This is a genomic window from Candidatus Methylomirabilota bacterium, assembly GCA_035764725.1.
Lineage (GTDB): Bacteria > Methylomirabilota > Methylomirabilia > Rokubacteriales > CSP1-6 > DASRWT01.
In genome coordinates this window covers 1-19,392 of the sequence record DASTYT010000080.1, presented here as the reverse complement: position 1 = coordinate 19,392, position 19,392 = coordinate 1, and the positions used below count along the sequence as shown (strand labels likewise).

Genomic DNA, 19,392 nt, shown 5'->3' with positions numbered 1-19,392 from the left:
CGCGGCGGAATGCGTCGTCGGTTTCGCGGGGCAGCGCGGTGCGCTCGCCGAGGAGCAGGCCGGCCAGTAGCGCCGCCGAGGCCTCGGGCAGCTCGGCGTTGAGGCGTGCCACCGCCCAGCGCTTCACGCGCGCGGGCCACGGCGGCGCGTCCACGGTGAGGGGGCGAATGCGGTCGCCGCGTCCACTGCCGACGAGCGCGATGCCCTCGCGCCGGAGCTGGGCGGGATAGTCGAAGCCACCCGGATTGCGGAAGCCCACCGCCTGGTGGAGCCGCAGCTCGGCGGCGATGCGCTGTCCCTCGCCCAGGGGCGGCGCCTCGCCGTAGATCGTGACCAGCACCCGGCCCGAGGCCGGACGCCGCTCGTCGTCGGCCACCACGGCCTCCACGTCCAGGACCACGCGTGTCCGGTCCGGCGCCCAGCGCCGAGGCTCCTCGACGAGTCGTGCCTCCACCGAGACCGGACCGTCGGCAACCGTGGCCGTCAGGTCGTCGTGAGGCGGCGGCAGCTCGCGTGCGCGTAGGGCGCCCAGCATCGCGATCGCGCTCAGGACGAGCGCGACGGCGAGCCCATCGCGCGCACGTACGAGCGCGAGCGCGGTGCCGAGGAGCAGCAGGGCGCCGGCGACGATCAGAGCCCGCGGCGACGATGCCAGCGTGCTGCCGGCCGCGATGCCCGCCCCCCAGGCCAGCGCCAGCGGTACCAGCGGCGCCCGGAGCACGGGCGGGACCGAAGCCAGCGTGGGCGGCGGCACGGGCGGCGCTCCACGCTAGGGCGCAGCCGTGACGAGATCGCGCAGGGCGGCGAGCTTGCGCGGCCCGACGCCCAGCACCGAGCGCAGTCCTTCCGGTCCGTCGAAGCGGCCCCGCCGCTGACGCTCCTCCACGATGCGGCGGGCGAGCCCGGGGCCCACGCCGGGAAGTCGCGCGATCTGCTCCGCTGTCGCGGTGTTGAGATCGAGAGGGCGCGGGTCCGCCACCGACTCCACATGCGCGATCGAGTCAGGGCGCGGGCCCGGCATCGGCCGCGTCAGCGGCGATGGCGCGGGGCGGGACGGACGTGGCGAGCCCAGAGGCACCGGACCCGGCACGGTGGGCGTCTCGTCGCGGTCGAAGCCCTCCACGCGCGCCGCCGCCTCGGGGAAGCCCGCGCGCCATTCGCGCACGACGAGCCCGCCCAGGAGCGCGAGGCCGACGAGCAGGAGCAGCGAGAGTTGCGAGCGCGAGTAGAGCATGGCGTCACGCTGCCATGCGGGCAGGCTGCCGACTAGAGTGTCGGCACGGATACACCGACGTGTATCCGTGCCCGTACCCCGGCCTACAGCGCGATCGACAGACCCGCGTCCACCGTCAGGACGTGACCGTTGACGTACGACGCGGCCTCCGAGGCGAGGAAGATGGCGGCGCCGACGAGCTCGTCGGGCCGGCCCCAGCGCCGGAGCGGAATGCGCCGGCCTACCTCCGCCGCCTGCGGACCGCTGAAGAATCCGGCGTTGACCTCGGTGAGGAAGAAGCCCGGCGCGATCGCGTTGGCGGTGATCCCCTTCGGGCCCAGCTCGACCGCGAGGGCGCGCATCAATGCCGTCACCCCGCCCTTGGAGGCGGTGTACGCGGGATCGCCCTGGAAGGACTGCGGACCGACCATCGACGTGATGAAGATGAGGCGCCCGCCGCCGTTGCCCTCCATGTGCCGGGCGGCCAGGCGCGACAGCTCGTACGCGCCCACGAGGTTGGTCTCGAGGAGTCGGCGCAGGTCGCCGGCGGCGATGTCGTGAAGGGCGCGCCGGTCCCGGAGCGCGGCGTTGTTGACGAGGCAATCGAGCCGACCATACCGCGCGAGGACGCGCTCGATGCCCGCCGCGGCCGCGCCGAGGTCGGTGACGTCGAAGGGTGCCGCGAACGCGTCGGGGATGGTTGCCGCGGCCTCCTCGGCCAGCCGCGCGTCGCGGCCGTTGATGCCGACACGCGCGCCGGCGGCGGCCATGCCGCGGGCCATCGCGAGGCCGAGCCCGCCGCGGGCGCCCGTGATCAGCACGACCCGGCCCCCGAGCGAGAAGCGCGACAGGCCGGTCGGGTCGCGCATCACCGGCCCGTCCGCGCCAGCTGGGCCTCGATCGCGCGGCCGTAGCGCTTGAGCGCGGGAACGAGGCGCTCGCGCACCGCCTCGCTCGTGAAGCGCGACGTCGGCACGGTGACGCTCAGCGACGCGACCGGCTCGCCGGCAGCATCCCGGACCACCACCGCCGCCGCGCAGACGCCGGGCCGCCACTCCTCGCGATTCCGCGCCCAGCCCGCTCGGCGCACCTGGGCGAGCTCGCGCAGCAGCGCGGCGCGATCGGTCATGGTGGCGTCGGTGTACCGGGGCAGCCGAAGGGGAAGGAGCTTCTCGAGAGCCGCCGGCGGCTGCACGGCGAGCAGCGCCTTGCCGGTGGCCGAGCAGTGGGCCGGCGCGCTCAGGCCCACGAAGGTGTCCACGCGCACCGGGTGGGGGCTGTCCACCTTGTCGATGACGACGATGGCGGCCCCGCGCGGCACGGAGAGATGCACGGTCTCACCCGTCTCCGCCGTCATGCGCTCCATGAGCGGCCGCGCGAGGTCGCGCAGCGGGAGCCGCCGCACCGCCTTGGCGCCGATCTCCCACGTCTTGAGGGTGAGGCGATAGCGGCCGCCCGGCGACTTCGCCACATAGCCGTGGGCGGCGAGAGTGGCGAGGATGCGGAAGAGGGTGGGACTGGACACGCCCTGCCGCCGCGCGAGCTCGGTGAGCCCGGTATCCTCCACGTCGGAGAGAGCCTCGAGCACGTCGAGCCCCTTGGCCAGCGTCGCGGTCATGTAGGCGGGCTTGATTGACATGGGCGGCGCCGGTCTCCATAATCCGGCCGCCAGAAGGATACTTCACATAGTGAAAACCGCCAAGGAGGACGCCGCCGTGGGCCCGACGACGAAGACCTTCCCGGTGTTCGACTGCGACAGCCATGTGGTGGAGCCGCCCGCGGTCTGGGACGAGTACGTGCCGGCCAAGGAGCGCGCCTGGGTGAAGACGCAGTTCTGCTTCCACACCGACAGCGATCTCCTCATGATCAACGGGCGCATCGTGCCGGCGGCGCGGGAGCGCTCGAACGCCGCCGAGGTGGGGTGGGCCCGCTGGGACAAGAAGGAAGTGGGCCGGCTGACCCCGGGGACCGAGGAGTGGAAGGCCCGGTTCGGCCGCCTCCTCGGCTGCCGCGATCCCCAAGCGCGCCTCCGCGACATGGATGCGCTCGGGACGGATCAGGTGATGCTGTTCCCCACGTGGTTCGTCCGGCTGGCCCTCCTGCGGGATACCGGCGCGGCAGCGATCCTCGCCCGGGCCTATAACGACTGGGTGCACGACTACTGCGCCGCCGACCGCGCCCGGCTCTACCCCTGCGCGGTGCTGCCGCTGCAGAGCATCGAGGCATCCGTCGCCGAGCTGCGCCGCGTGGCGAAGCTCGGCTTCAAGGCGGCGGCGGTGCGTCCGTGCTTCTGGAACGGGCGCTATCCGACCCTGCCCGAGTTCGATCCCCTGTGGCGCGAATTCGAGGACCTGGACGTGGTGCTGGCCATGCACACGTTCCCGTCTCGTGAGGCGCTGACCGCGGACTGGGGGCAGCGCATGGCGCAGGCGCGTGGCCACTCGGGGCAGGGGCTCCTGTTCACGGACGAGGCGGTGGTCTACTCGCCCGGCCAGTTCGTGTCGAACATCACCGCAGCCATGGACCCGGCGATCGACGCCTCCGAGACGCTCGGCTTCGTGATGGAGGCGATGACCTGGGTGACCGTGGTCATGCAGACGGGATGGCTCGAGAAGTTCCCCCGCCTCAAGGCCGCGGTGCTGGAGTCCAACGCGTCCTGGCTGCCCCTCATCCTCGCGCGCGCCTCGAACTTCTCCAACCTCTTCGCGTTCCAGCGCGGGAACCGGCCGCTCCGCGACCCCGTGGAGGCGTTCCACGCCCGCTGCTTCATCGGCTTCGAGTCCGACGAGACGCTCGTGTACCGGCTATGGGACGAGTTCCAGGACATCGCGATCTGGTCCTCCGACTACCCGCACCACGACGCCGAGGACGCCTGGGACGGACTCCACCACATGGCGCAGCTCGGCGTGCCCGAGGCGGCGCAGCGGAAGATGCTCGGCGAGAACGCCCGCCGCCTCTACGGCATCGAGCCTCTTTTGGCGGTGAAGGAGCGGATCGAGCCCTATGAGCCCGCCATCCTACCCTGGTAGCCGCGGAGCAGTCCGCCGAAGATGCGGCGCCCGAGCAGGAAGCCCTCGGCGAGCGTCATCCCGGCCCCCGGCTCGCCGGGATTCCGTGTCCACCATCTGCGGAGATCGTCTTCCGACCGGAAGAAGTTGAGCTTGGTTCAGAGCCCGGTGCAGGCCCGCTCGTCGTCGCCGCCCGATCGGGTGGCCCACACCATGAGCGGGGCGGCCTCGGGCGCCGGGCCCTCGGGCGTCACCGCGAAGCGAAGCGGGGCGCCCGAGTGATGACAGGCGGACGTCACGACTACTGGCGCGCCCAGCATGGGCGCCAGGCCCAGCGCGTCGATCGCGCAGCAGATGAAGCGCTCGCGGCCGTCGAGGAGGCGAGCGACGAAGCTCGTGGGCGCCGTGCTGAACGGATAGGCGAGCTCTACCGTCTCCTCGCGGAGCACGAGGAGATCGTCGTCGCTGAGGTCCTGGAGAGCGAGCGCCGCCGCGTCCACGGCGAGCCCGGTGGCCGCGGCGACCGCGGCGACGGGCACCGGCCCGCCGTGGTCGGCGAAGAGCTCGAGGACCGCGCGCATGATGGGGCCCTCGCGCGCGGCGCGGCGGGCGGCCGCGCGGGCCGCCGCGTCCACGTCGACGAGCTCCGCGGCGGTGGTGAGGGGAAGCGGCGGGAAGCCCGTCACGCCCCGTCGCGCTCCACGATCTTGCGCAGGGCGTCCGCCGGCACCGAGATCTTCACGCCCGCGCGCTCCTCCTCGAGCAGCATGTAGACGCTCGAGTCGCGGTCGGCCCAGCCCCGGTTCATCGCCTCCGTCATCTCCGCCAGCGCGAGATTGGCGAGCCGCATCGGCACGCCGACCTCGCGTCCCAGCTCGGTGGCGAGCGAGACGTCCTTGTGGCCGAGCTTGAGGGCGAACGACGGCGGGTCGAAGCTGCCGGGCAGGAACTTGTCCGCGAGCCGGTCGAACGTGCGCGCCCGCCCGCTCGCGCCCTGTCGCACCGCCTGCCACAGGAGCTCGGGGGCCACACCCGCCTTCACGCCCATGCAGAACACCTCGGCCAGCGCCGCGCGGATGGTGAAGCTCGCACAGTTGTGGACCAGCTTGGCCACCGCGCCGGCGCCGATGGGGCCTACGTAGTAGGGTTGATCCCCCATGGCCTCGAGGAGGGCGTGATGCGTGTCGAAGGTCCCCTTGTCGCCGCCCACCCAGATGGCGAGCTTGCGTGACTTGGCGCCGGACGGCCCGCCGCTCACCGGCGCGTCGAGCACCTCCACGCCGCGCTCCTTGAATTGCGCGTGGAGCCGTCGGATCACGGAGGGCGAGTTGGTCGACAGATCGAACAGCGCGCCGCCGCGCCGCATGCCGTGGATGAGCCCGTCGGCGCCCGCGGCCACCGCGCTCACCTCGGGCGGCCCGGGGAGCGAGGTGAAGACCACGTCGCACGCCTCGGCGAGCGCGCGCGGCGAGTCCTTCCATACTGCGCCCTTGGCGAGGTGCGGGGCGGCGCTTTCGCGCCGGAGGTCGTGGACGCAGAGGCCATGCCCCGCGGCCTGAAGGTTCAGCGCCATGCTTCCGCCCATCAGCCCCAGCCCGATGAATCCGACGTTCATGGAGTCCTCCTCGGCAGGGAGCATACTCCAGCTGCGGGGTGAGGTCTTGTGCAGGGGGGACCGTCCATGTTGAAGTCGGGGCGGGGAGGCGCGCCATGGACGAACGCCGGCGCAACCTGCGGCTGCCCGCCTCGTGGCCGGGCCAGGTCTGGACCGACGGGGGCCTTCTCGTCGGCCGTACCGTGGACGTGAGCGATCACGGGCTCTGTTTCGTCTCGGCGCCGACCACCGCGCTGAAGGTGGGCGACTGCTATCGCATCGAGATCGTGGGCGCCAGCGGGGCGTCCATCGCGACGGTCGCCGAGGTCCGCCACATCAGCTCGCGCGGCGTCGGCCTCCAGACCCGCGAGCGCGTGCTGCCCGCCGGCTCGTCGTCGCTCGCTGATCGCGCTCACTTGTCCGAAGGCGCAAATTCTTCGCCGTGTGTCCCCTCCCTTCCCGCGAGGAGGAATCCCTCCAATCCCGTGGGCTCCGGGAGCAGGCCGCCCGCCGCGCGCGACGGCGTGCTCGAATATTCCAGCTAGTTGTGGCGCGCTCCCCGAGCGCGGGGCGTGGCACCCGGTTTGCTCGGTATCCCGTAGACATGTATCGACCCGTCCCGACCGAGACCGGCAAGTCCACGTCCGAATCCAACCCTTCGGCAAGCGCACGCCCCGGGTCTGCGTACGGCAACGTCGAGCCGGGCACGCTCCACACGGTGCTCCTCGCGCACGGCGATCCCGACGGGCTGCGCGCCATCACCCAGGAGCGCTGCGCCGCGCTCCTCACCGTCGCCGGCCGGCCGCTGGCCGAGCACACGCTGGATTCACTCCGCGCCGCCGGCATCTCGTCCGCGCTCGTGGTGCTGGGTTCGCACGCCGAGCAGTTCGAGCGCGTGTTCGGGACCGGGGAGCGGTGGGGTGTCGCGCTCGACTACCTCCGCGTTCCCGCCGGCGAGTCGGACGGGGCGATCCTCGCCCGGCTCGGCGCCGACCTCGGCGGCGACCTCCTCGTGCTCCGGTGCGACGTGTTGCGCAGCCCGATGGTGGATCGCTTCCTCGACGCGGCGCGGGCTCGTCCGGGCACCTCGGCCTGGGCCGCGATCGAAGGGGTCCCGGCCGGCATGGCGCTGATCCGCCGTGAGGATGTGACGTGGCTCGATCTGCCGACCGCGGGGGATCAGCAAGTCTGGGAGCAGCTGGGTCAGCCCATTCAGTTTCGCGACGCCACCCTCTGCCGGATCGAGACGGTCGGTGACTTCCAGCGCGCGAACCGGGCGCCGTCCGCCCGTGGGGCGGCTCGCGCGACAGCGATCACCCGCCCCTCCGGGAGCGAGCCCGCCGAGGCCGCCCCACGCGGCGCCGAGACGCCGCCGAGGCCCGGCGGGCGCCAGATCCGCATGGGCAAGTTCGACTACCTGATCGCCCAGCGGCACCTGACGCGCGGCCAGCTCGGCGAGGCGCTGAACGAGGCCCGGCGCCGGCAGGTGAGCGCCGAGTCGGTGCTCCTCGAGCATCACGGCATCCGCGAGGCGGATCTCGCCGCCGCCCTCTCCCTCTACTACCGCTGCCCGTACGTCTCCCTCGATGGACGGCCCGCCGTGAAGCCCGAGCTGCTCGCCGGCCTGCAGCGCGCTCGGCTGCGGGCCGCCCGGTGGCTGCCCATCAAGCGCGTGGACGACGTCGTCACCGTGGCAGTGGACGATCCGCACGACGTGCTGAGGATCGATGCCATCGAGGCCCTGCTCCAGCCGGCGAAGGTCACCCTCGTCGTCGCGATGCGGGAGCGCATCCTGCGCGCGCTCGACGAGATGGCAGGCGGCCCGCACCGCGCCGAGCGGTCCGTGCACGAAATCCTCGGCGAGGTGGGCACGGAGCCCGTGGTGGAGGACGTGCACGAGATCGTCACCGCCGAGATCTCCGAGAACGACAGCATGGTGGTGCGCCTGGCTAATCAGGTGGTCCTCGACGCCCACCGCGCGCGCGCCTCCGACATCCACCTGGAGCCGCGCGGCTCGTCGCGGAAGACGGTCATCCGCTTCCGCGTGGACGGGACCTGCGTCGACTACCAGCACATCCCGCCCCCGCTGCGCCATCCCCTGGTGGCGCGATTCAAGGTCATGGCCGGCCTTGACCTCGCGGAGCGCCGCCGACCGCAGGACGGGAAGATCCGGTTGCGCACCGCCGGCCAAGGGGAGATCGAGCTGCGGGTGGCGACGGTGCCCACGGTCGGCGGGAACGAGGACGTGGTCCTTCGGCTCCTGGGCCACACCGGGGTACTCTCGATCGACCACCTCGGTCTGAGTGATCGCAACCTCCATGTCCTCAAGGCCATCGCCGAGAAGCCCTACGGCCTCATCCTGTGCGTGGGGCCGACGGGGGCGGGGAAGACCACCTCACTCCACGCCATGCTGGCCCATCTCAACACCGGCGTCCGGAAGATCTGGACCGCCGAGGATCCCGTCGAGATCAGCCAGGACGGCCTGCGGCAGGTGCAGGTGCGCCCCAAGATCGGCTACACGTTCGCGGCCGCGCTGCGCGCGCTGCTGCGCGCCGATCCCGACGTGATCATGGTGGGCGAGATGCGGGACGCGGAGACGGCCGGCCTCGCGGTGGAGGCGTCGCTCACCGGGCATCTCGTGCTCAGCACGCTGCACACGAACAGCGCGGTCGAGACGGTGGTGCGCCTGCTCGACCTCGGGATCAACCCCTTCAACTTTGCCGACGCGCTGCTGGGCGTGCTCGCCCAGCGCCTCGTGAAGCGCCTGTGCCCGGACTGCCGGCGCCCGCACCATCCGTCACGTCGCGACTGGGACGAGATGGCCGAGGCGTTCGGGCCGGAGGAGCTGGAGGTCCAGGGCTATCGTTACGGCGACGGCCTCGAGCTCTCCGAGAGCCGTGGCTGCGAGCACTGCGACGGCAAGGGCTACCGCGGCCGCATCGCCATCCACGAGCTCCTGCTCGCCACCGACGCGATCAAGCGACGCATCCAGAAGGGCGCCCGCGTGCCGCGGATCCTCGCCCGCGCCAAGCAGGAAGGGATGACGACGCTGGTGCAGGACGGTATCCTCAAGGTCCTGCAGGGCGTGACCGACTACCGCCAGGTCAAGGCCGCCGCGATCCGCTGACGCGACGGCCGCCGGCCCCGCCGCGCGTCAGGGCGTGAGGGCCGCGCGCGTGATGGTGTGGCTGTCCTTGCCGTGCCACTCCGAGGCGGCAAACGCCTCGTTGATCTGCGCGAGCGCGAATTTGTGGGAGATGATGCGGTCCCACGGGAACCGCGTACGCGTCCGCATGAGGAAGTCCAGCGCCCGCGGGATCACCCACGGATCGTACTGGATCACGCCCTGGATCTTCTTCGAGCCCCACACGAGCAGCGAGGGCTCGAGCTCGAGCTTCGCCCCGCGGCTGATCGTGCCGATCTCGAGGTAGGTGCCACCGGAGCGCGTCATCTCGATGCCCTCGGGGATCACCGCGGGGAAGCCCACGAAGTCGCAGGCCACGTCCACGCCCACGCCGTCCGTCCACTGGCGCACCTGCTTCACGCGATCGCGCCGCTCCGGGACCTCCTTGACGTTGAGGGTGTGATCGGCGCCAAACGCGCGGGCCAGCTCGAGCCGGCCGGGGATCTGGTCCGTCACGATCACCGTGGAGGCGCCCATGTCCTTGGCCACCGCGGCGGCCTGCACACCGAGCCCGCCCGCGCCCTGGATGAGCACGCGGTCGCCCATGCGCACGCCCGCGACCCAGAGACCGTACAGCACCTGGGCGAGCGCACAGTTGACCGGCGCGACCACGTCGTCGGACAGCGCATCGGGCACCTTGAAGAGGTGGCCGCCGGGACGGAGGTAGTAGTGGTCGGCGAAGGCGCCGTGCAGGTGCGGGAAGACCGCGGGCCCCACCGGGCGCTCGATCTTGTTGGGGCAGGCCGCAGGCTCCTTGTGGAGACAGGCGTGGCAACGGCCGCACGGATAGAAGTAGGTGTAGGCGACCCGGTCGCCCTCCTTCAGCGGCCGGCCCAGTGAGTCCGTCTTCACCTTGCTGCCCAGGCGCGCGACGGTGCCGGTCATCTCGTGGCCGAAGATCCAGCCGCCCTCCGGCACCTTGATCGGCGCGTCACCTCTCCAGAAGTGGAGATCACTTCCGCAGATGTTGGCGCGGGTGACCCGGATCAGCACGCCCTCGGGCTCCACCTCGGGAATGGGGACCTGCACCAGCTCGAAGGGCTTGCCAGGACCGAAGAAGACCGCCGCGGTGGCCATGCTCGCCATGTCAGGCACCTCGCTCCGTGCCGAGCTCGAACGCGTCGTGAAGGGCGCGTACCGCCAGCTCGGTGTACTTGTCCTCGATGACGCAGGAGACGGCGATCTCGGAGGTGGAGATCATCTGGATGTTGACGCCCTCCTTCGAGAGCGTGTCGAACATGCGCGCGGCCACCCCGGCGTGGCTGCGCATGCCGACACCCACGATGGAGACCTTGGCCACGCGATCGTCGGTGGCCACCCCCGCCGCCCCCACCTCACGGGCCGCGTTGGCCAGCACCTGCTCTGCCCGCGCCCGGTCGGCGCGCGGCAGCGTGAAGGAGATGTCGGTGTAGCCGTCGCGGCTGATGTTCTGCACGATCATGTCCACCACGATGTTCTGGGAGCCCAGCGAGCCGAACACCCGCGAGGCGATGCCCGGCCGGTCCGGCACCCGCAGGATCGAGAGCTTGGCCTGTCCTCGATCGTGGGTGATGCCGGTGACCACGACGTCTTCCATGCCCTGATCCTCCTTCATGACGAGCGTGCCCGGGTCGGGCTTGAACGTGGAGCGGACGTGCACGGGCACCCCGTACTTCTTGGCGAACTCCACCGAGCGTGCCTGGAGCACCTTGGCCCCCAGCGCGGCCATCTCGAGCATCTCGTCGTAGGAGATGCGGGCGAGCTTGCGCGCGTCGGGGACGACGTTGGGATCGGCGGTGTAGACGCCGTCCACGTCGGTGAAGATCTCGCAGACGTCGGCCTTCAGCGCGGCGGCCAGCGCTACCCCGGTGAGATCGGAGCCGCCGCGCCCGAGGGTGGTGATGTCACCCGCCTCCGTCATGCCCTGGAAGCCCGCCACCACCGCGATCTTGCCCTCGGCCAGGGCGGCGCCGATGCGCTCGGCGGTGATGCGCTTGATACGCGCCCGCGTGTGGGCGTCGTCCGTCACCATGCCCACCTGGGCGCCGGTGAACGAGCAGGCGGCGAGCCCGAGAGACTGGAGCGCCATGGCGAGCAGGCCGATCGTGACCTGCTCCCCGGTGGCGAGCAGCATGTCCAGCTCGCGCGGGTCGGGGGTGGGAGAGATCGCGCCGGCGAGCGCGACGAGCGCATCGGTGGTCTTGCCCATCGCGGAGACGACCACGACCATCCGGTGACCTTGGCGGGCGGACTCCGCCACCCGGCGCGCCACGTTCTTGACCTTCTCCGGGTCGGCGACGGACGAGCCGCCGTATTTCTGCACGATCAACTGTGACTGCTGCCCCATAGAGGCAGCAATTTATCATATCCGCTCGCCTCGCCTTCGGCTGCGGCTCGCCCCCGCGCTCCGCGCGGGAAAGCATCATGTATCCGCTCGCCTCGCCTTCGGCTGCGGCTCGCCCCCGCGCTCCGCGCGGGAAAGCATCATGTATCCGCTCGCCTCGCCTTCGGCTGCGGCTCGCCAAGCAAAGGCGGCGGTTACCTCGCTTGGCGGCTCGGCGGTGGGGCCTGGCGCGGGGCACCGCCGGGGCGCGGGCCGGGCCCCTCATCCTCGTTGCGCTCGCGCCGGCGCTCGCGCCAGGCCTCCCGCGCCTTCTGCCGCTCCTCGGGGGTCATGCTCCGCCAGCGCTCGAGGTTCCGGTCCACGCGCGCCCGCTGCTCGGGCGACATGCTCTGGTAGCGCTGCAGGCGCTCCATGATCTGCTGCTGGCGCTCGGGTGGCAGCTTCTGGAAGCGCTCGTGAGCCCGCTCGAGCTCGCGCCGCCGCTCCTCGGGCAGATCGTTCCAACGCTGGAAGTCCTGGAGGACCTGGGCGCGCTGCGCGGGCGTCATGCGCTGCAGCCGCTCGTGGTTCTGGCGCGCCTGTTGACGCTCCTCGGGGGTGAGCGACTTCCAGTGCCGGTAGTTCTCCAGCGCGCGCTCGCGCTGTTCGGGCGTCATGTTCTTCCAGCGCTCGAGGTTCTGGCGGACCCGTGCCTGCTCGTCGGGCGAGAGCTTGTCCATGCCGGCGATGGGCGGATCGCCGGCGGGCGCGGTCGTCTGCGCCCACGCGGCCGGCGTCAGCGCGAGCATCGAGACGGTGAGCAGCAGGAGGAGCGGCCGCCTCAGCATGTCACTTCACCTCCCTGGGTGCGGCAGGCGCCGCCGGAACATTGGTCGGAGCTACCGGCTGCGGGGGCGCCTCGGCCTCGATCTGCCGGAGCTCCTCCAGCATGCGCATCCGCTCGACGAGCCGGAGCTTGCGGGCGAGCTCGCGATCGCGCGCGTAGGTAGGGCTGCCCACCACATCGAGGTCGCGCAGCATCTCCGCCTCGAGGGGCGCGGGATCGGCCGCCCGCGCCAGCGTCGCCGCCAGCACGATGAGTGCGAGCGGCAGCATCCCCCGCGCGGGCCGCATGCTCAGCTCTTGCCGCTGGGCTCGAGCCGGTCGAGCCGGCCGATGACGTCGAAGTCCTCGAGGAGATCCAAGCGTTGCACGACGTCCAGATCCTTGATCAGATCGAGCTGGCTCGCGAGCAGCGAATCCTCGACGAGCGCCTGATCGCCCCGGGGCAGCCGAGCGTTCTGGCCGGGGATCGCGAGATAGAGCACGATCACCGCGAGCCCCGCCGCGAGGGCCGCGGGCAGGGGGCCGAGGGACCAGCGGCGCGGGCGAGCGGCCTGGCCGGTCCGGCGCGCGAGGGCCTCGCGCAGCTCCGCGCGGAACGCGCCCCAGTGAATGGGTGGCGCCGGCTCGGGCGCTCGCGCGAGGCGCTCGCCGAGGGCCGCGAAGTCGGCGAGGGTCGCCCGGCACGCCGAGCAGCCCTCGAGATGCGCGGCGATCGCGGTGCGCTCGGCCGCCGCCAGCTCGCCACGCAAATAGGGGACGAGCCGATCGGACGGATGCTCGCTCGCCATCATCGCTTACCCCCCACACGCCGGCGCAGCGTCGTGAACGCGCGGTGCAGGTGCACACGCACGGTGGCCTCCGACATGTCGAGCACCTCGGCGATCTCCTTGGTCGCGAGACCCTCGCGGCACTGCAGAAGCACGACCGCCCGCTGGCGGGGCGACAGCCCATCCACCGCGTTCCAGAGCTGGCTCAATTGTCGCTCCTCGTCCACGTGCGTGCCCGGGTCCTCCAGGGGGGCGGGATGGCGCTCGATGGGATCGTCGTCCCGCTCGTCATCGGCGGCGTCGCGCCAGACCAGGAGACGGCGCCAGCCCCGTCCCCGACGGCGGTTGTCCAGGCAGCAGTTGACGAGGATGCGGTAGAACCACGTCGAGAACTTCGACTGCCCGGCGAAGGTCCCCGCTGACTCGTGAAGGCGCAGGAACGCTTCCTGGGCGCAGTCCTTGGCGTCTTCGCGGTCCCGGACGATGGACCAGGCGATCCGGTAGGCGCGCTCCTGGTATCGCTCGACCAGGAGGTCGAAAGCTCCCGGCTCGCGATTCGCCACCGCTCGACACAGCGCCTCATCGGTTTGCTCCACCGGATCGTCCCGGCCCGATCTTCCCACACGCGTAGACGGCCGAGGTCACTCGTCCTGGACGTCCTCCAGCCGTTGCGCATCTCCTCCATCGCTCTGAAGGATTCGACGGGGGCCAGAGGCGGAGCGTTTACACGGATCGCGCCATCTAAGTGCCTGTCGACAAAGGAGGACTGTCGTCGGGACGCCGAGCTTCGGCAAGGCTCACGTGCTCGACGAGGAGGAGGGCGAGGCCCCAGAGCGTGACCGGCACGAACTGGGAGACATGAAAGAGGATCGAGAACGACAGGGCGTCGTTCTCCGGCACGTCGAAGAGCCGGAGGGCAGCCCAGCAGGCGAGCTGGATTACTCCCACGAAGCCGGGGCTCGACGGGAGACTTACCCCGAGGCCCAGGAAGGCCAGGGTGGTGAGGCCGGCCAGGATGGGCAGGTCGAGATGCGACGCGAGCAGGCAGGTCCAGGTGGTGGCGATGAGGGTCACCCAGATCAGGGTGGACCAGACGACCGTCGAGGGGATGTGGCTGGGGGCGCGGATCCCCGCCAGGCCGCTGTCGAGCGTGTCGAGGACATGCGAGACGCGTGCGGCCAGCACGGGCCACCGATGCGTGAGCGCTGCCGCGAGCCGCCGCACACGGTCGGGAGCGAGCGTGAGCGCCCCCAGCGCCGCGATCAGGGCGACGTCGATGGAGAGGAAAAGCAGGGCCGCCCATTCGAGCTCCCGCGGGACCGGCACCAGGAAGAACACCGCGGCCAGCATCAGCCCGACGGCGAGACCGTCGAGCACTCGCTCCACGACCATGGTGGTGACGACGGTCCAGAAGCTCTCGCCGCGGCGCGCGACCACGTAGGCGCGGAGGACCTCGCCCGCACGCAGCGGCAGAAGATTGTTCCCCATGTAGCCGATCATGACGGCGTTGAACAGATGGGTCGGCCGCGCGCCAGGCGGGAAGAGGAAGCCCCACCGATGGGCCCGGCACCATAGCGAGAAGAGGTTCAGGGCCATGCTGAGGGCGAGAAAGCTCCAGCGAGTGTCGGCCAGACGCGCGGTGATCGCGCGCACGTCGGCGTAGCGGAAGAGATAGTAGAGGAGGGCCCCGCTGATCGCGAGACCGAGGGCGACCTTGAGGAGACGCCCGCCCGACGGAATCCGCGCCGGCTCGCTCAGGCTTCGACGCGGATCATGGTGGTCGGGCTCGCCACCACGGGCAGCTTGTCGATGGCGGCGAGCGCGGCGCGCATGTCCCGCTCGCGCGCGTCGTGGGTCATCATCACGATCGGCACCGCCTCGTGCTGCTCCGCGCGCCGCTTCTGCAGCACCGAGACGATGGAGATCCCGTGCTGGCCGAGATGGCCGGCGACCTGGGCGAGGGTGCCCGGCCGGTCGAGCGCCATCACACGCAGGTAGTAGGCGGTGCGGATGTCGTCCATTGGCCGGATGGGCAGGGCGGCGGCGCCGTTCCCGGGAAGATCCACCGCGAGGGCGGGGAGCCCGTGGGCGACGCGCCGGGCGATGTCGAGCACGTCGGACCACACCGCGGAGGCGGTGGGCAGCTGCCCCGCGCCGCGCCCGTAGAACATGAGGTCGCCCACGTTGTCGCCGGTCATGAACACCGCGTTGAACACGCCCGAGACCGCGGCCAGCGGCGAGGCCGCCGGGATCATTGTCGGGTGCACGCGCGCCTCCAGCGTGCCTTCGGCCGCCTTGGCGATGGCGAGGAGCTTGATGCGATAGCCGAGCTCGCGAGCGTTGACCACATCCTCCTGCGCGACCCCGGTGATGCCCTCGGTGTAGATGTCCTTGAGGTCCACCGCGGTGCGGAAGGCGAGCATGGCGAGGATCTGGAGCTTGTGCGCCGAGTCCAGCCCCTCGATGTCGAGGGTCGGGTCGGCCTCCGCGTAGCCGCGCGCCTGCGCTTCCTTGAGCACCACCGAGAAGTCGAGGCCTTCGTCGGTCATCTTGGACAGGATGTAGTTGCACGTCCCGTTGACGATGCCGAAGGCGGAGAGGATTCGGTTGGCGGGGAGGCCATCCTTCACCGCGCGGATCAGGGGGATGCCGCCGGCCACCGCCGCCTCGAACCCCAGCATGACGCGATTGCGCCGAACCTCCGCGAAGAGCTCGGGCCCGTGGTGGGCGAGGAGCGCCTTGTTGGCGGTGACCACGTGCTTGCCCGCGGCGAGCGCGCGCAGGATGAACGTGCGCGCCGGCTCGAGCCCGCCCACCAGCTCGATCACCACGCGAATCTCCGGATCATCGAGGACCCGACCCGCGTCGGCGTGGAGCGGCAGCCGCGTGATGTCGAGGCCCTCGCGCGGGCGGGTGACGTCCAGGTCCGCGATGGCGGCGATGGCGAGGCGGCAGCCCGCACGCTCGGTGAGCTCGCCGCCGTGGCTCTGGAGGATGCGGACGACGCCCGCGCCGACAGTGCCCAGGCCGAGCAGGCCGATCTTGATCTCGTTCACCGCGTCCTCGTCGGCCCGGGCGCGATCACCGGGCGGCGAGGGTCTTGAGGCCGCGGAGCGCCTGCTTGATGCGCTGCTCGTTCTCCACGAGGGCGAAGCGGACGAAGCCTTCCCCGTACTCGCCGAAACCGATGCCCGGTGACACCGCCACCTTGCAGTCCTGGATCAGCATCTTCGAGAACTCCAGCGAGCCCATGGCGCGGAAGGCCTCGGGAATGGGCGCCCACACGAACATGGTTCCCTTGGGCTTCTCCACCCGCCAGCCGATCTTGTTGAGCCCGTTGACGAGCGTGTCGCGCCGCTTCCGGTACATCTCGTTGATCTCGCCCACGACCTTCTGGTCACCCTCGAGCGCGACGATGCCAGCGATCTGGATGGGCTGGAACACACCGTAGTCGAGGTAGGACTTCATCCGCGCGAGGGCGTTGACCATCTGCCGATTGCCGCAGCAGAAGGCCAGGCGCCAGCCCGCCATATTGTACGACTTCGTCGTCGAGAAGAACTCCACCCCCACGTCCTTGGCCCCGGGCACCTGGAGGAAGGACGGCGGCGTGTAGCCGTCGAAGTGGATGTCCGCGTAGGCAAAGTCGTGGACCACCATGAGCCGGTGCTCCCTGGCGAATTCCACGACCTTCACGAAGAAGTCCCGGTCTACGCAGAGGGTGGTCGGGTTGTGCGGGAACGAGAGGATCAGGAGTTTGGCCTTGGGCCAGGCCAGCCGTGCTGTCTCCGTGAGCCGCGCGAAGAAGTCCTCGCCGGGCACCAGGGGGACCGAGCGGAGGTCGCCGTCCGCGATCACCACCGAGTACGAGTGAATCGGGTAGGTGGGGTTCGGAACCAGAGCCCCGTCTCCCGGCTGGAGCACGGCCAGCGCGAGGTGGGCGAGACCCTCCTTGGCGCCGATGGTCGCGATGGCCTCGGTCTCCGGATCCAGCTCGACGTCGTAGCGGTCGCGGTACCACGTCGTGATCGCCTTCCGGAGCCGGGTGATCCCCTTCGAGGCCGAGTACCGGTGGTTGCGGGGGTTCCGCGCAGCCTCGACCAGCTTGTCGACGATGTGCTTCGGGGTGGCCTGGTCTGGATTCCCCATTCCGAGGTCGATCACGTCCTCACCTCGGGCGCGGGCCTTGGCCTTGAGGTCGTTGACGATGGCGAAGACGTAGGGGGGGAGGCGCTTGATCCGGTAGAACTCGTCCATGAAAACCTCGCCAGCGGATGATACTCCGCATGTCGCAAAACTGTCAACAAATCGGGCGGATGGCGCGAGGCCTTCGCCCGGCCGCCGCCGGCCGTGGGACGTTTCAGGGTTGACACCCCCGGAGGCCGATGCTAGAAACGCGTAGCCGCGGGGCGGGGTTGCCCGCGACGAGACCTACTCAGTGAGCGAACGAGGCCTCGAGCGGGTGAAGGTGGTCGTCGAGCGCGGGGATGGCGCCCGCGTGATCCGCTTCTCGGCGCCGCGCTGGATGCTCTCGGTCGCCGTCGGGGCGCTGGGGCTGGCCCTGATCGCCGGCGGCGCCTGGTATCGCGACTATGCCTCGCTCCGCAGCCAGCGCGCCGAGTTCGCTGCCCTCCAGGCCCGCCTCGCCGAGCAGCGCCTCGTTTTCGATACCTTCCAGGAGCGGGTGGCGCAGATCCGCGCCGAAGTCGACAACTGGCGTGGGCTCCACGATCGCATCTGGGCGCCCTTCGGGCCCGAGGCGGGGCAGGAGCGCCGGGGCACCGCCATCGGGGGACGGTCGGCGGCGCCGGCAAGCATCCCCGAGGATCCGGCCAGCGGCACCGTCGAGGAGCTGGAGCGGCTGGCCAGCGTGGTGAGCGCGGAGACGCAGAGTCTCCGCACGCTCGAGCGCTACGTCGAGAAGGCCGGCCGCGTGCTGGGGGCGCTCCCGTCGCGCTGGCCCGTCCGCGGGCCCGTGAACTCGGAGTTCGGCCGGCGGAGCTCGCCGTGGGCCGACGACGCGCTGGAAGCCCACAGCGGAATGGACATCGGTGCCGCGCGGGGGACCCCGGTCGTGGCGCCCGCGGCGGGTACTGTGGTCTTTGCGGGGAGCCAACCCGAGTACGGCGTCACCCTGATCATCGATCACGGCAACGACATCAAGACGCTCTACGGTCACCTGACCCGCGTGGACGTGGCCGCCGAGCAGAAGGTCGAGCGCGGCCAGGTCGTCGCTCATACGGGCAACACGGGCCGCTCATCGGGACCCCACCTTCACTACGAGATCCAGGTGAAGGGGCAGCCGGTCAACCCGCGTTCCTACCTCTGGGACTGACCACCCGCGCCGGTAGGCGCGCACCTAGCTCCTGTGCTTCGAGAGGAACGCCAGCATCGCGTCGTTGAAGGCCTGCGGCTGCTCGAGAAAGTGGACGTGGCCGGCATCGGGGATGAGCATGAAGGCCGCGCCGGGGATGCGCGCCTGGATCTCCTGCGAGAAGGTCGGGGGCACGAGGATGTCCTCGGTCCCCACCGTGATCAGCGTGGGCACGCGGATGGCGCCCAGACGCTCGAGCGTGTCGTGGTCCCTGATGGCCTCGGCCTGCCGGCGCAGGCCGGTGTAACTCGTCGGATACGGATTGTCGAGAGCGCGCTGGAGCATGAGCTGCACGAAGTCCGGGCGCTCGTGGACGGTCTTGCGGCAGATGATCCAGGGCAGCATCGCCCGCGCCCACTCTTCCCGGTTCTCCCGGGCGCGCACCGCGAGCAGGGTCTCGACGAGGTGAGTCCCGTAAGCGTCGGGCCGCGCGAGCGTGCAGTGCAGCTGCAGTGTCCGCACGCGCCCGGGGTGCCGCAGCGCCAGCTCCTGCGCGATCATGCCGCCCATCGAGGCGCCGCACACGTGTGCGCGCTCCACGCCGAGGTGGGCGAGCAGGGCGGCCACGTCGTCGGCCATCCCCGTGATGGAGTACGGGGCGTCGGGCTGATCGCTCTGCCCCGCGCCGCGATTGTCGGGCGCGATCACGCGGTAACCCTCGGCGAGCGCCGGCATCTGGAAGGCCCACGCGGTGTGATCGCCGCCCCAGCCCATGATCAGCACCACGGGGTCGCCGCCGTGCGCGCCCAGATCCTGGTAGAAGAGCCCGATGCCGTTGACGGTCGCGCGTGGCATGGCGGGGCCCTCAGCCGACGACGGCGGCGAGGAGCTCACTCAGCTCGTCCAGCGTGCCCGCGTCGAGGGCGGCGGCGGGCGGGCGCGCGCAGGACGAGGCGATCCAGCCCCGGCGCCGCAGGATCTCCTTGCGGATCGCGATGGAGGTGCCGGGCGTGGAGCCGGGCTGGCTCTCGTAGCGGATGAGCGGCAGCCACCGGTAGAAGAGGAGCCGAGCATCATCCCGACGGCCCGCGACGAACGCGTCGCGGATGGCGCGCAGCGCCTCGGGGTAGGGGAAGCCGGTCATCGCGCCGTCGGCGCCGCGCGAGA

21 protein-coding genes are annotated in these 19,392 nt (G+C 71.2%); 4 read left to right on the top strand and 17 right to left on the bottom strand.

Translation table 11 applies throughout. The features are described from left to right. From VFX14_12915 to VFX14_12900, 4 genes are all read right to left on the bottom strand, one after another. Positions 1–754: ComEC/Rec2 family competence protein (locus VFX14_12915; protein ID HEU5190582.1), on the bottom strand; the 754-nt coding region annotated here is incomplete at its 3' end. A 15-nt stretch (positions 755–769) separates the two neighbouring features. Next, entirely contained in the window at positions 770–1,234 is a 465-nt protein-coding gene (locus tag VFX14_12910; GenBank protein HEU5190581.1) for a helix-hairpin-helix domain-containing protein, read from the bottom strand. A gap of 83 nt (positions 1,235–1,317) precedes the next feature. Continuing rightward, positions 1,318–2,082 (bottom strand): SDR family oxidoreductase, encoded by a 765-nt coding sequence (locus VFX14_12905; GenBank protein ID HEU5190580.1) that lies wholly within the window; start codon positions 2,080–2,082, stop codon positions 1,318–1,320. Further along, the gene (locus VFX14_12900; protein ID HEU5190579.1) at positions 2,082–2,852 is read right to left on the bottom strand and encodes an IclR family transcriptional regulator; all 771 of its coding nucleotides are present in this window, start codon (positions 2,850–2,852) and stop codon (positions 2,082–2,084) included. The genes VFX14_12905 and VFX14_12900 overlap by 1 nt, the downstream gene beginning before the upstream one ends. A gap of 49 nt (positions 2,853–2,901) precedes the next feature. On the opposite strand from VFX14_12900, the gene VFX14_12895 reads away from it, so the two are divergent. Continuing rightward, positions 2,902–4,242 carry an amidohydrolase family protein gene (locus VFX14_12895; GenBank protein HEU5190578.1) on the top strand — a complete coding sequence of 447 codons (1,341 nt, stop codon included), beginning with the start codon at positions 2,902–2,904 and terminating at the stop codon, positions 4,240–4,242. Positions 4,243–4,379: 137 nt separating this feature from the next. Here VFX14_12895 and merB read toward each other — a convergent pair whose 3' ends face one another. Next, complete coding sequence (merB, locus tag VFX14_12890; GenBank protein HEU5190577.1) at positions 4,380–4,907, bottom strand: organomercurial lyase; 528 nt, start codon at positions 4,905–4,907, stop codon at positions 4,380–4,382. Next, positions 4,904–5,836: an NAD(P)-dependent oxidoreductase gene (locus VFX14_12885; protein HEU5190576.1), complete on the bottom strand. Its 933-nt coding sequence runs from the start codon at positions 5,834–5,836 to the stop codon at positions 4,904–4,906. Before VFX14_12885 ends, merB begins: the two co-directional genes overlap by 4 nt. A gap of 95 nt (positions 5,837–5,931) precedes the next feature. On the opposite strand from VFX14_12885, the gene VFX14_12880 reads away from it, so the two are divergent. Both VFX14_12880 and VFX14_12875 read left to right on the top strand, forming a co-directional pair. After that, positions 5,932–6,360: a PilZ domain-containing protein gene (locus VFX14_12880; protein HEU5190575.1), complete on the top strand. Its 429-nt coding sequence runs from the start codon at positions 5,932–5,934 to the stop codon at positions 6,358–6,360. Between the two features lie 59 nt (positions 6,361–6,419). Further along, the gene (locus tag VFX14_12875) at positions 6,420–8,942 is read left to right on the top strand and encodes an ATPase, T2SS/T4P/T4SS family (GenBank protein ID HEU5190574.1); all 2,523 of its coding nucleotides are present in this window, start codon (positions 6,420–6,422) and stop codon (positions 8,940–8,942) included. 27 nt (positions 8,943–8,969) lie between these two features. Here VFX14_12875 and VFX14_12870 read toward each other — a convergent pair whose 3' ends face one another. From VFX14_12870 to alaC, 9 genes are all read right to left on the bottom strand, one after another. Beyond that, positions 8,970–10,085 carry a zinc-binding dehydrogenase gene (locus tag VFX14_12870; GenBank protein HEU5190573.1) on the bottom strand — a complete coding sequence of 372 codons (1,116 nt, stop codon included), beginning with the start codon at positions 10,083–10,085 and terminating at the stop codon, positions 8,970–8,972. Between the two features lies 1 nt (position 10,086). Further along, positions 10,087–11,325, bottom strand: coding sequence for an aspartate kinase (locus VFX14_12865; protein ID HEU5190572.1), 1,239 nt, complete (start codon positions 11,323–11,325; stop codon positions 10,087–10,089). Between the two features lie 191 nt (positions 11,326–11,516). Next, positions 11,517–12,149 carry a DUF3106 domain-containing protein gene (locus VFX14_12860; protein ID HEU5190571.1) on the bottom strand — a complete coding sequence of 211 codons (633 nt, stop codon included), beginning with the start codon at positions 12,147–12,149 and terminating at the stop codon, positions 11,517–11,519. Position 12,150: 1 nt separating this feature from the next. Then, a complete protein-coding gene (locus VFX14_12855; GenBank protein HEU5190570.1) occupies positions 12,151–12,435 on the bottom strand; it encodes a hypothetical protein in 285 nt (94 codons plus the stop codon). Positions 12,436–12,437: 2 nt separating this feature from the next. Then, positions 12,438–12,938, bottom strand: a complete 501-nt coding sequence (locus VFX14_12850) for a zf-HC2 domain-containing protein (GenBank protein HEU5190569.1) — start codon at positions 12,936–12,938, stop codon at positions 12,438–12,440. Beyond that, positions 12,935–13,510, bottom strand: coding sequence for a sigma-70 family RNA polymerase sigma factor (locus VFX14_12845; protein HEU5190568.1), 576 nt, complete (start codon positions 13,508–13,510; stop codon positions 12,935–12,937). The genes VFX14_12850 and VFX14_12845 overlap by 4 nt, the downstream gene beginning before the upstream one ends. A gap of 145 nt (positions 13,511–13,655) precedes the next feature. Further along, complete coding sequence (locus tag VFX14_12840; GenBank protein HEU5190567.1) at positions 13,656–14,654, bottom strand: lysylphosphatidylglycerol synthase transmembrane domain-containing protein; 999 nt, start codon at positions 14,652–14,654, stop codon at positions 13,656–13,658. A 14-nt stretch (positions 14,655–14,668) separates the two neighbouring features. After that, complete coding sequence (locus VFX14_12835; GenBank protein ID HEU5190566.1) at positions 14,669–15,970, bottom strand: homoserine dehydrogenase; 1,302 nt, start codon at positions 15,968–15,970, stop codon at positions 14,669–14,671. A gap of 25 nt (positions 15,971–15,995) precedes the next feature. Next, complete coding sequence (gene alaC / locus VFX14_12830; protein ID HEU5190565.1) at positions 15,996–17,168, bottom strand: alanine transaminase; 1,173 nt, start codon at positions 17,166–17,168, stop codon at positions 15,996–15,998. A 181-nt stretch (positions 17,169–17,349) separates the two neighbouring features. Here alaC and VFX14_12825 point away from each other — a divergent pair, with 181 nt between their 5' ends. Next, entirely contained in the window at positions 17,350–18,246 is an 897-nt protein-coding gene (locus VFX14_12825) for a M23 family metallopeptidase (protein ID HEU5190564.1), read from the top strand. 24 nt (positions 18,247–18,270) lie between these two features. Here VFX14_12825 and VFX14_12820 read toward each other — a convergent pair whose 3' ends face one another. Together VFX14_12820 and VFX14_12815 are read right to left on the bottom strand one after the other, a co-directional pair. After that, a complete protein-coding gene (locus VFX14_12820) occupies positions 18,271–19,080 on the bottom strand; it encodes an alpha/beta fold hydrolase (protein ID HEU5190563.1) in 810 nt (269 codons plus the stop codon). 10 nt (positions 19,081–19,090) lie between these two features. Beyond that, positions 19,091–19,392, bottom strand: a 302-nt coding sequence (locus VFX14_12815; GenBank protein ID HEU5190562.1) for a dihydrodipicolinate synthase family protein, incomplete at its 5' end; no start/stop codon positions are given.

Excerpts from the sequence above, each read along its gene's own strand:
- VFX14_12910 (HEU5190581.1), bottom strand. The coding sequence starts at position 1,234 with ATGCTCTACTCGCGCTCGCAACTCTCGCTGCTCCTGCTCGTCGGCCTC.
- VFX14_12905 (HEU5190580.1), bottom strand. The coding sequence starts at position 2,082 with ATGCGCGACCCGACCGGCCTGTCGCGCTTCTCGCTCGGGGGCCGGGTC.
- VFX14_12900 (HEU5190579.1), bottom strand. The coding sequence starts at position 2,852 with ATGTCAATCAAGCCCGCCTACATGACCGCGACGCTGGCCAAGGGGCTC.
- VFX14_12885 (HEU5190576.1), bottom strand. The coding sequence starts at position 5,836 with ATGAACGTCGGATTCATCGGGCTGGGGCTGATGGGCGGAAGCATGGCG.
- VFX14_12880 (HEU5190575.1), top strand. The coding sequence starts at position 5,932 with ATGGACGAACGCCGGCGCAACCTGCGGCTGCCCGCCTCGTGGCCGGGC.
- VFX14_12875 (HEU5190574.1), top strand. The coding sequence starts at position 6,420 with ATGTATCGACCCGTCCCGACCGAGACCGGCAAGTCCACGTCCGAATCC.
- VFX14_12870 (HEU5190573.1), bottom strand. The coding sequence starts at position 10,085 with ATGGCGAGCATGGCCACCGCGGCGGTCTTCTTCGGTCCTGGCAAGCCC.
- VFX14_12865 (HEU5190572.1), bottom strand. The coding sequence starts at position 11,325 with ATGGGGCAGCAGTCACAGTTGATCGTGCAGAAATACGGCGGCTCGTCC.
- VFX14_12860 (HEU5190571.1), bottom strand. The coding sequence starts at position 12,149 with ATGCTGAGGCGGCCGCTCCTCCTGCTGCTCACCGTCTCGATGCTCGCG.
- VFX14_12855 (HEU5190570.1), bottom strand. The coding sequence starts at position 12,435 with ATGCGGCCCGCGCGGGGGATGCTGCCGCTCGCACTCATCGTGCTGGCG.
- VFX14_12850 (HEU5190569.1), bottom strand. The coding sequence starts at position 12,938 with ATGATGGCGAGCGAGCATCCGTCCGATCGGCTCGTCCCCTATTTGCGT.
- alaC (HEU5190565.1), bottom strand. The coding sequence starts at position 17,168 with ATGGACGAGTTCTACCGGATCAAGCGCCTCCCCCCCTACGTCTTCGCC.
- VFX14_12820 (HEU5190563.1), bottom strand. The coding sequence starts at position 19,080 with ATGCCACGCGCGACCGTCAACGGCATCGGGCTCTTCTACCAGGATCTG.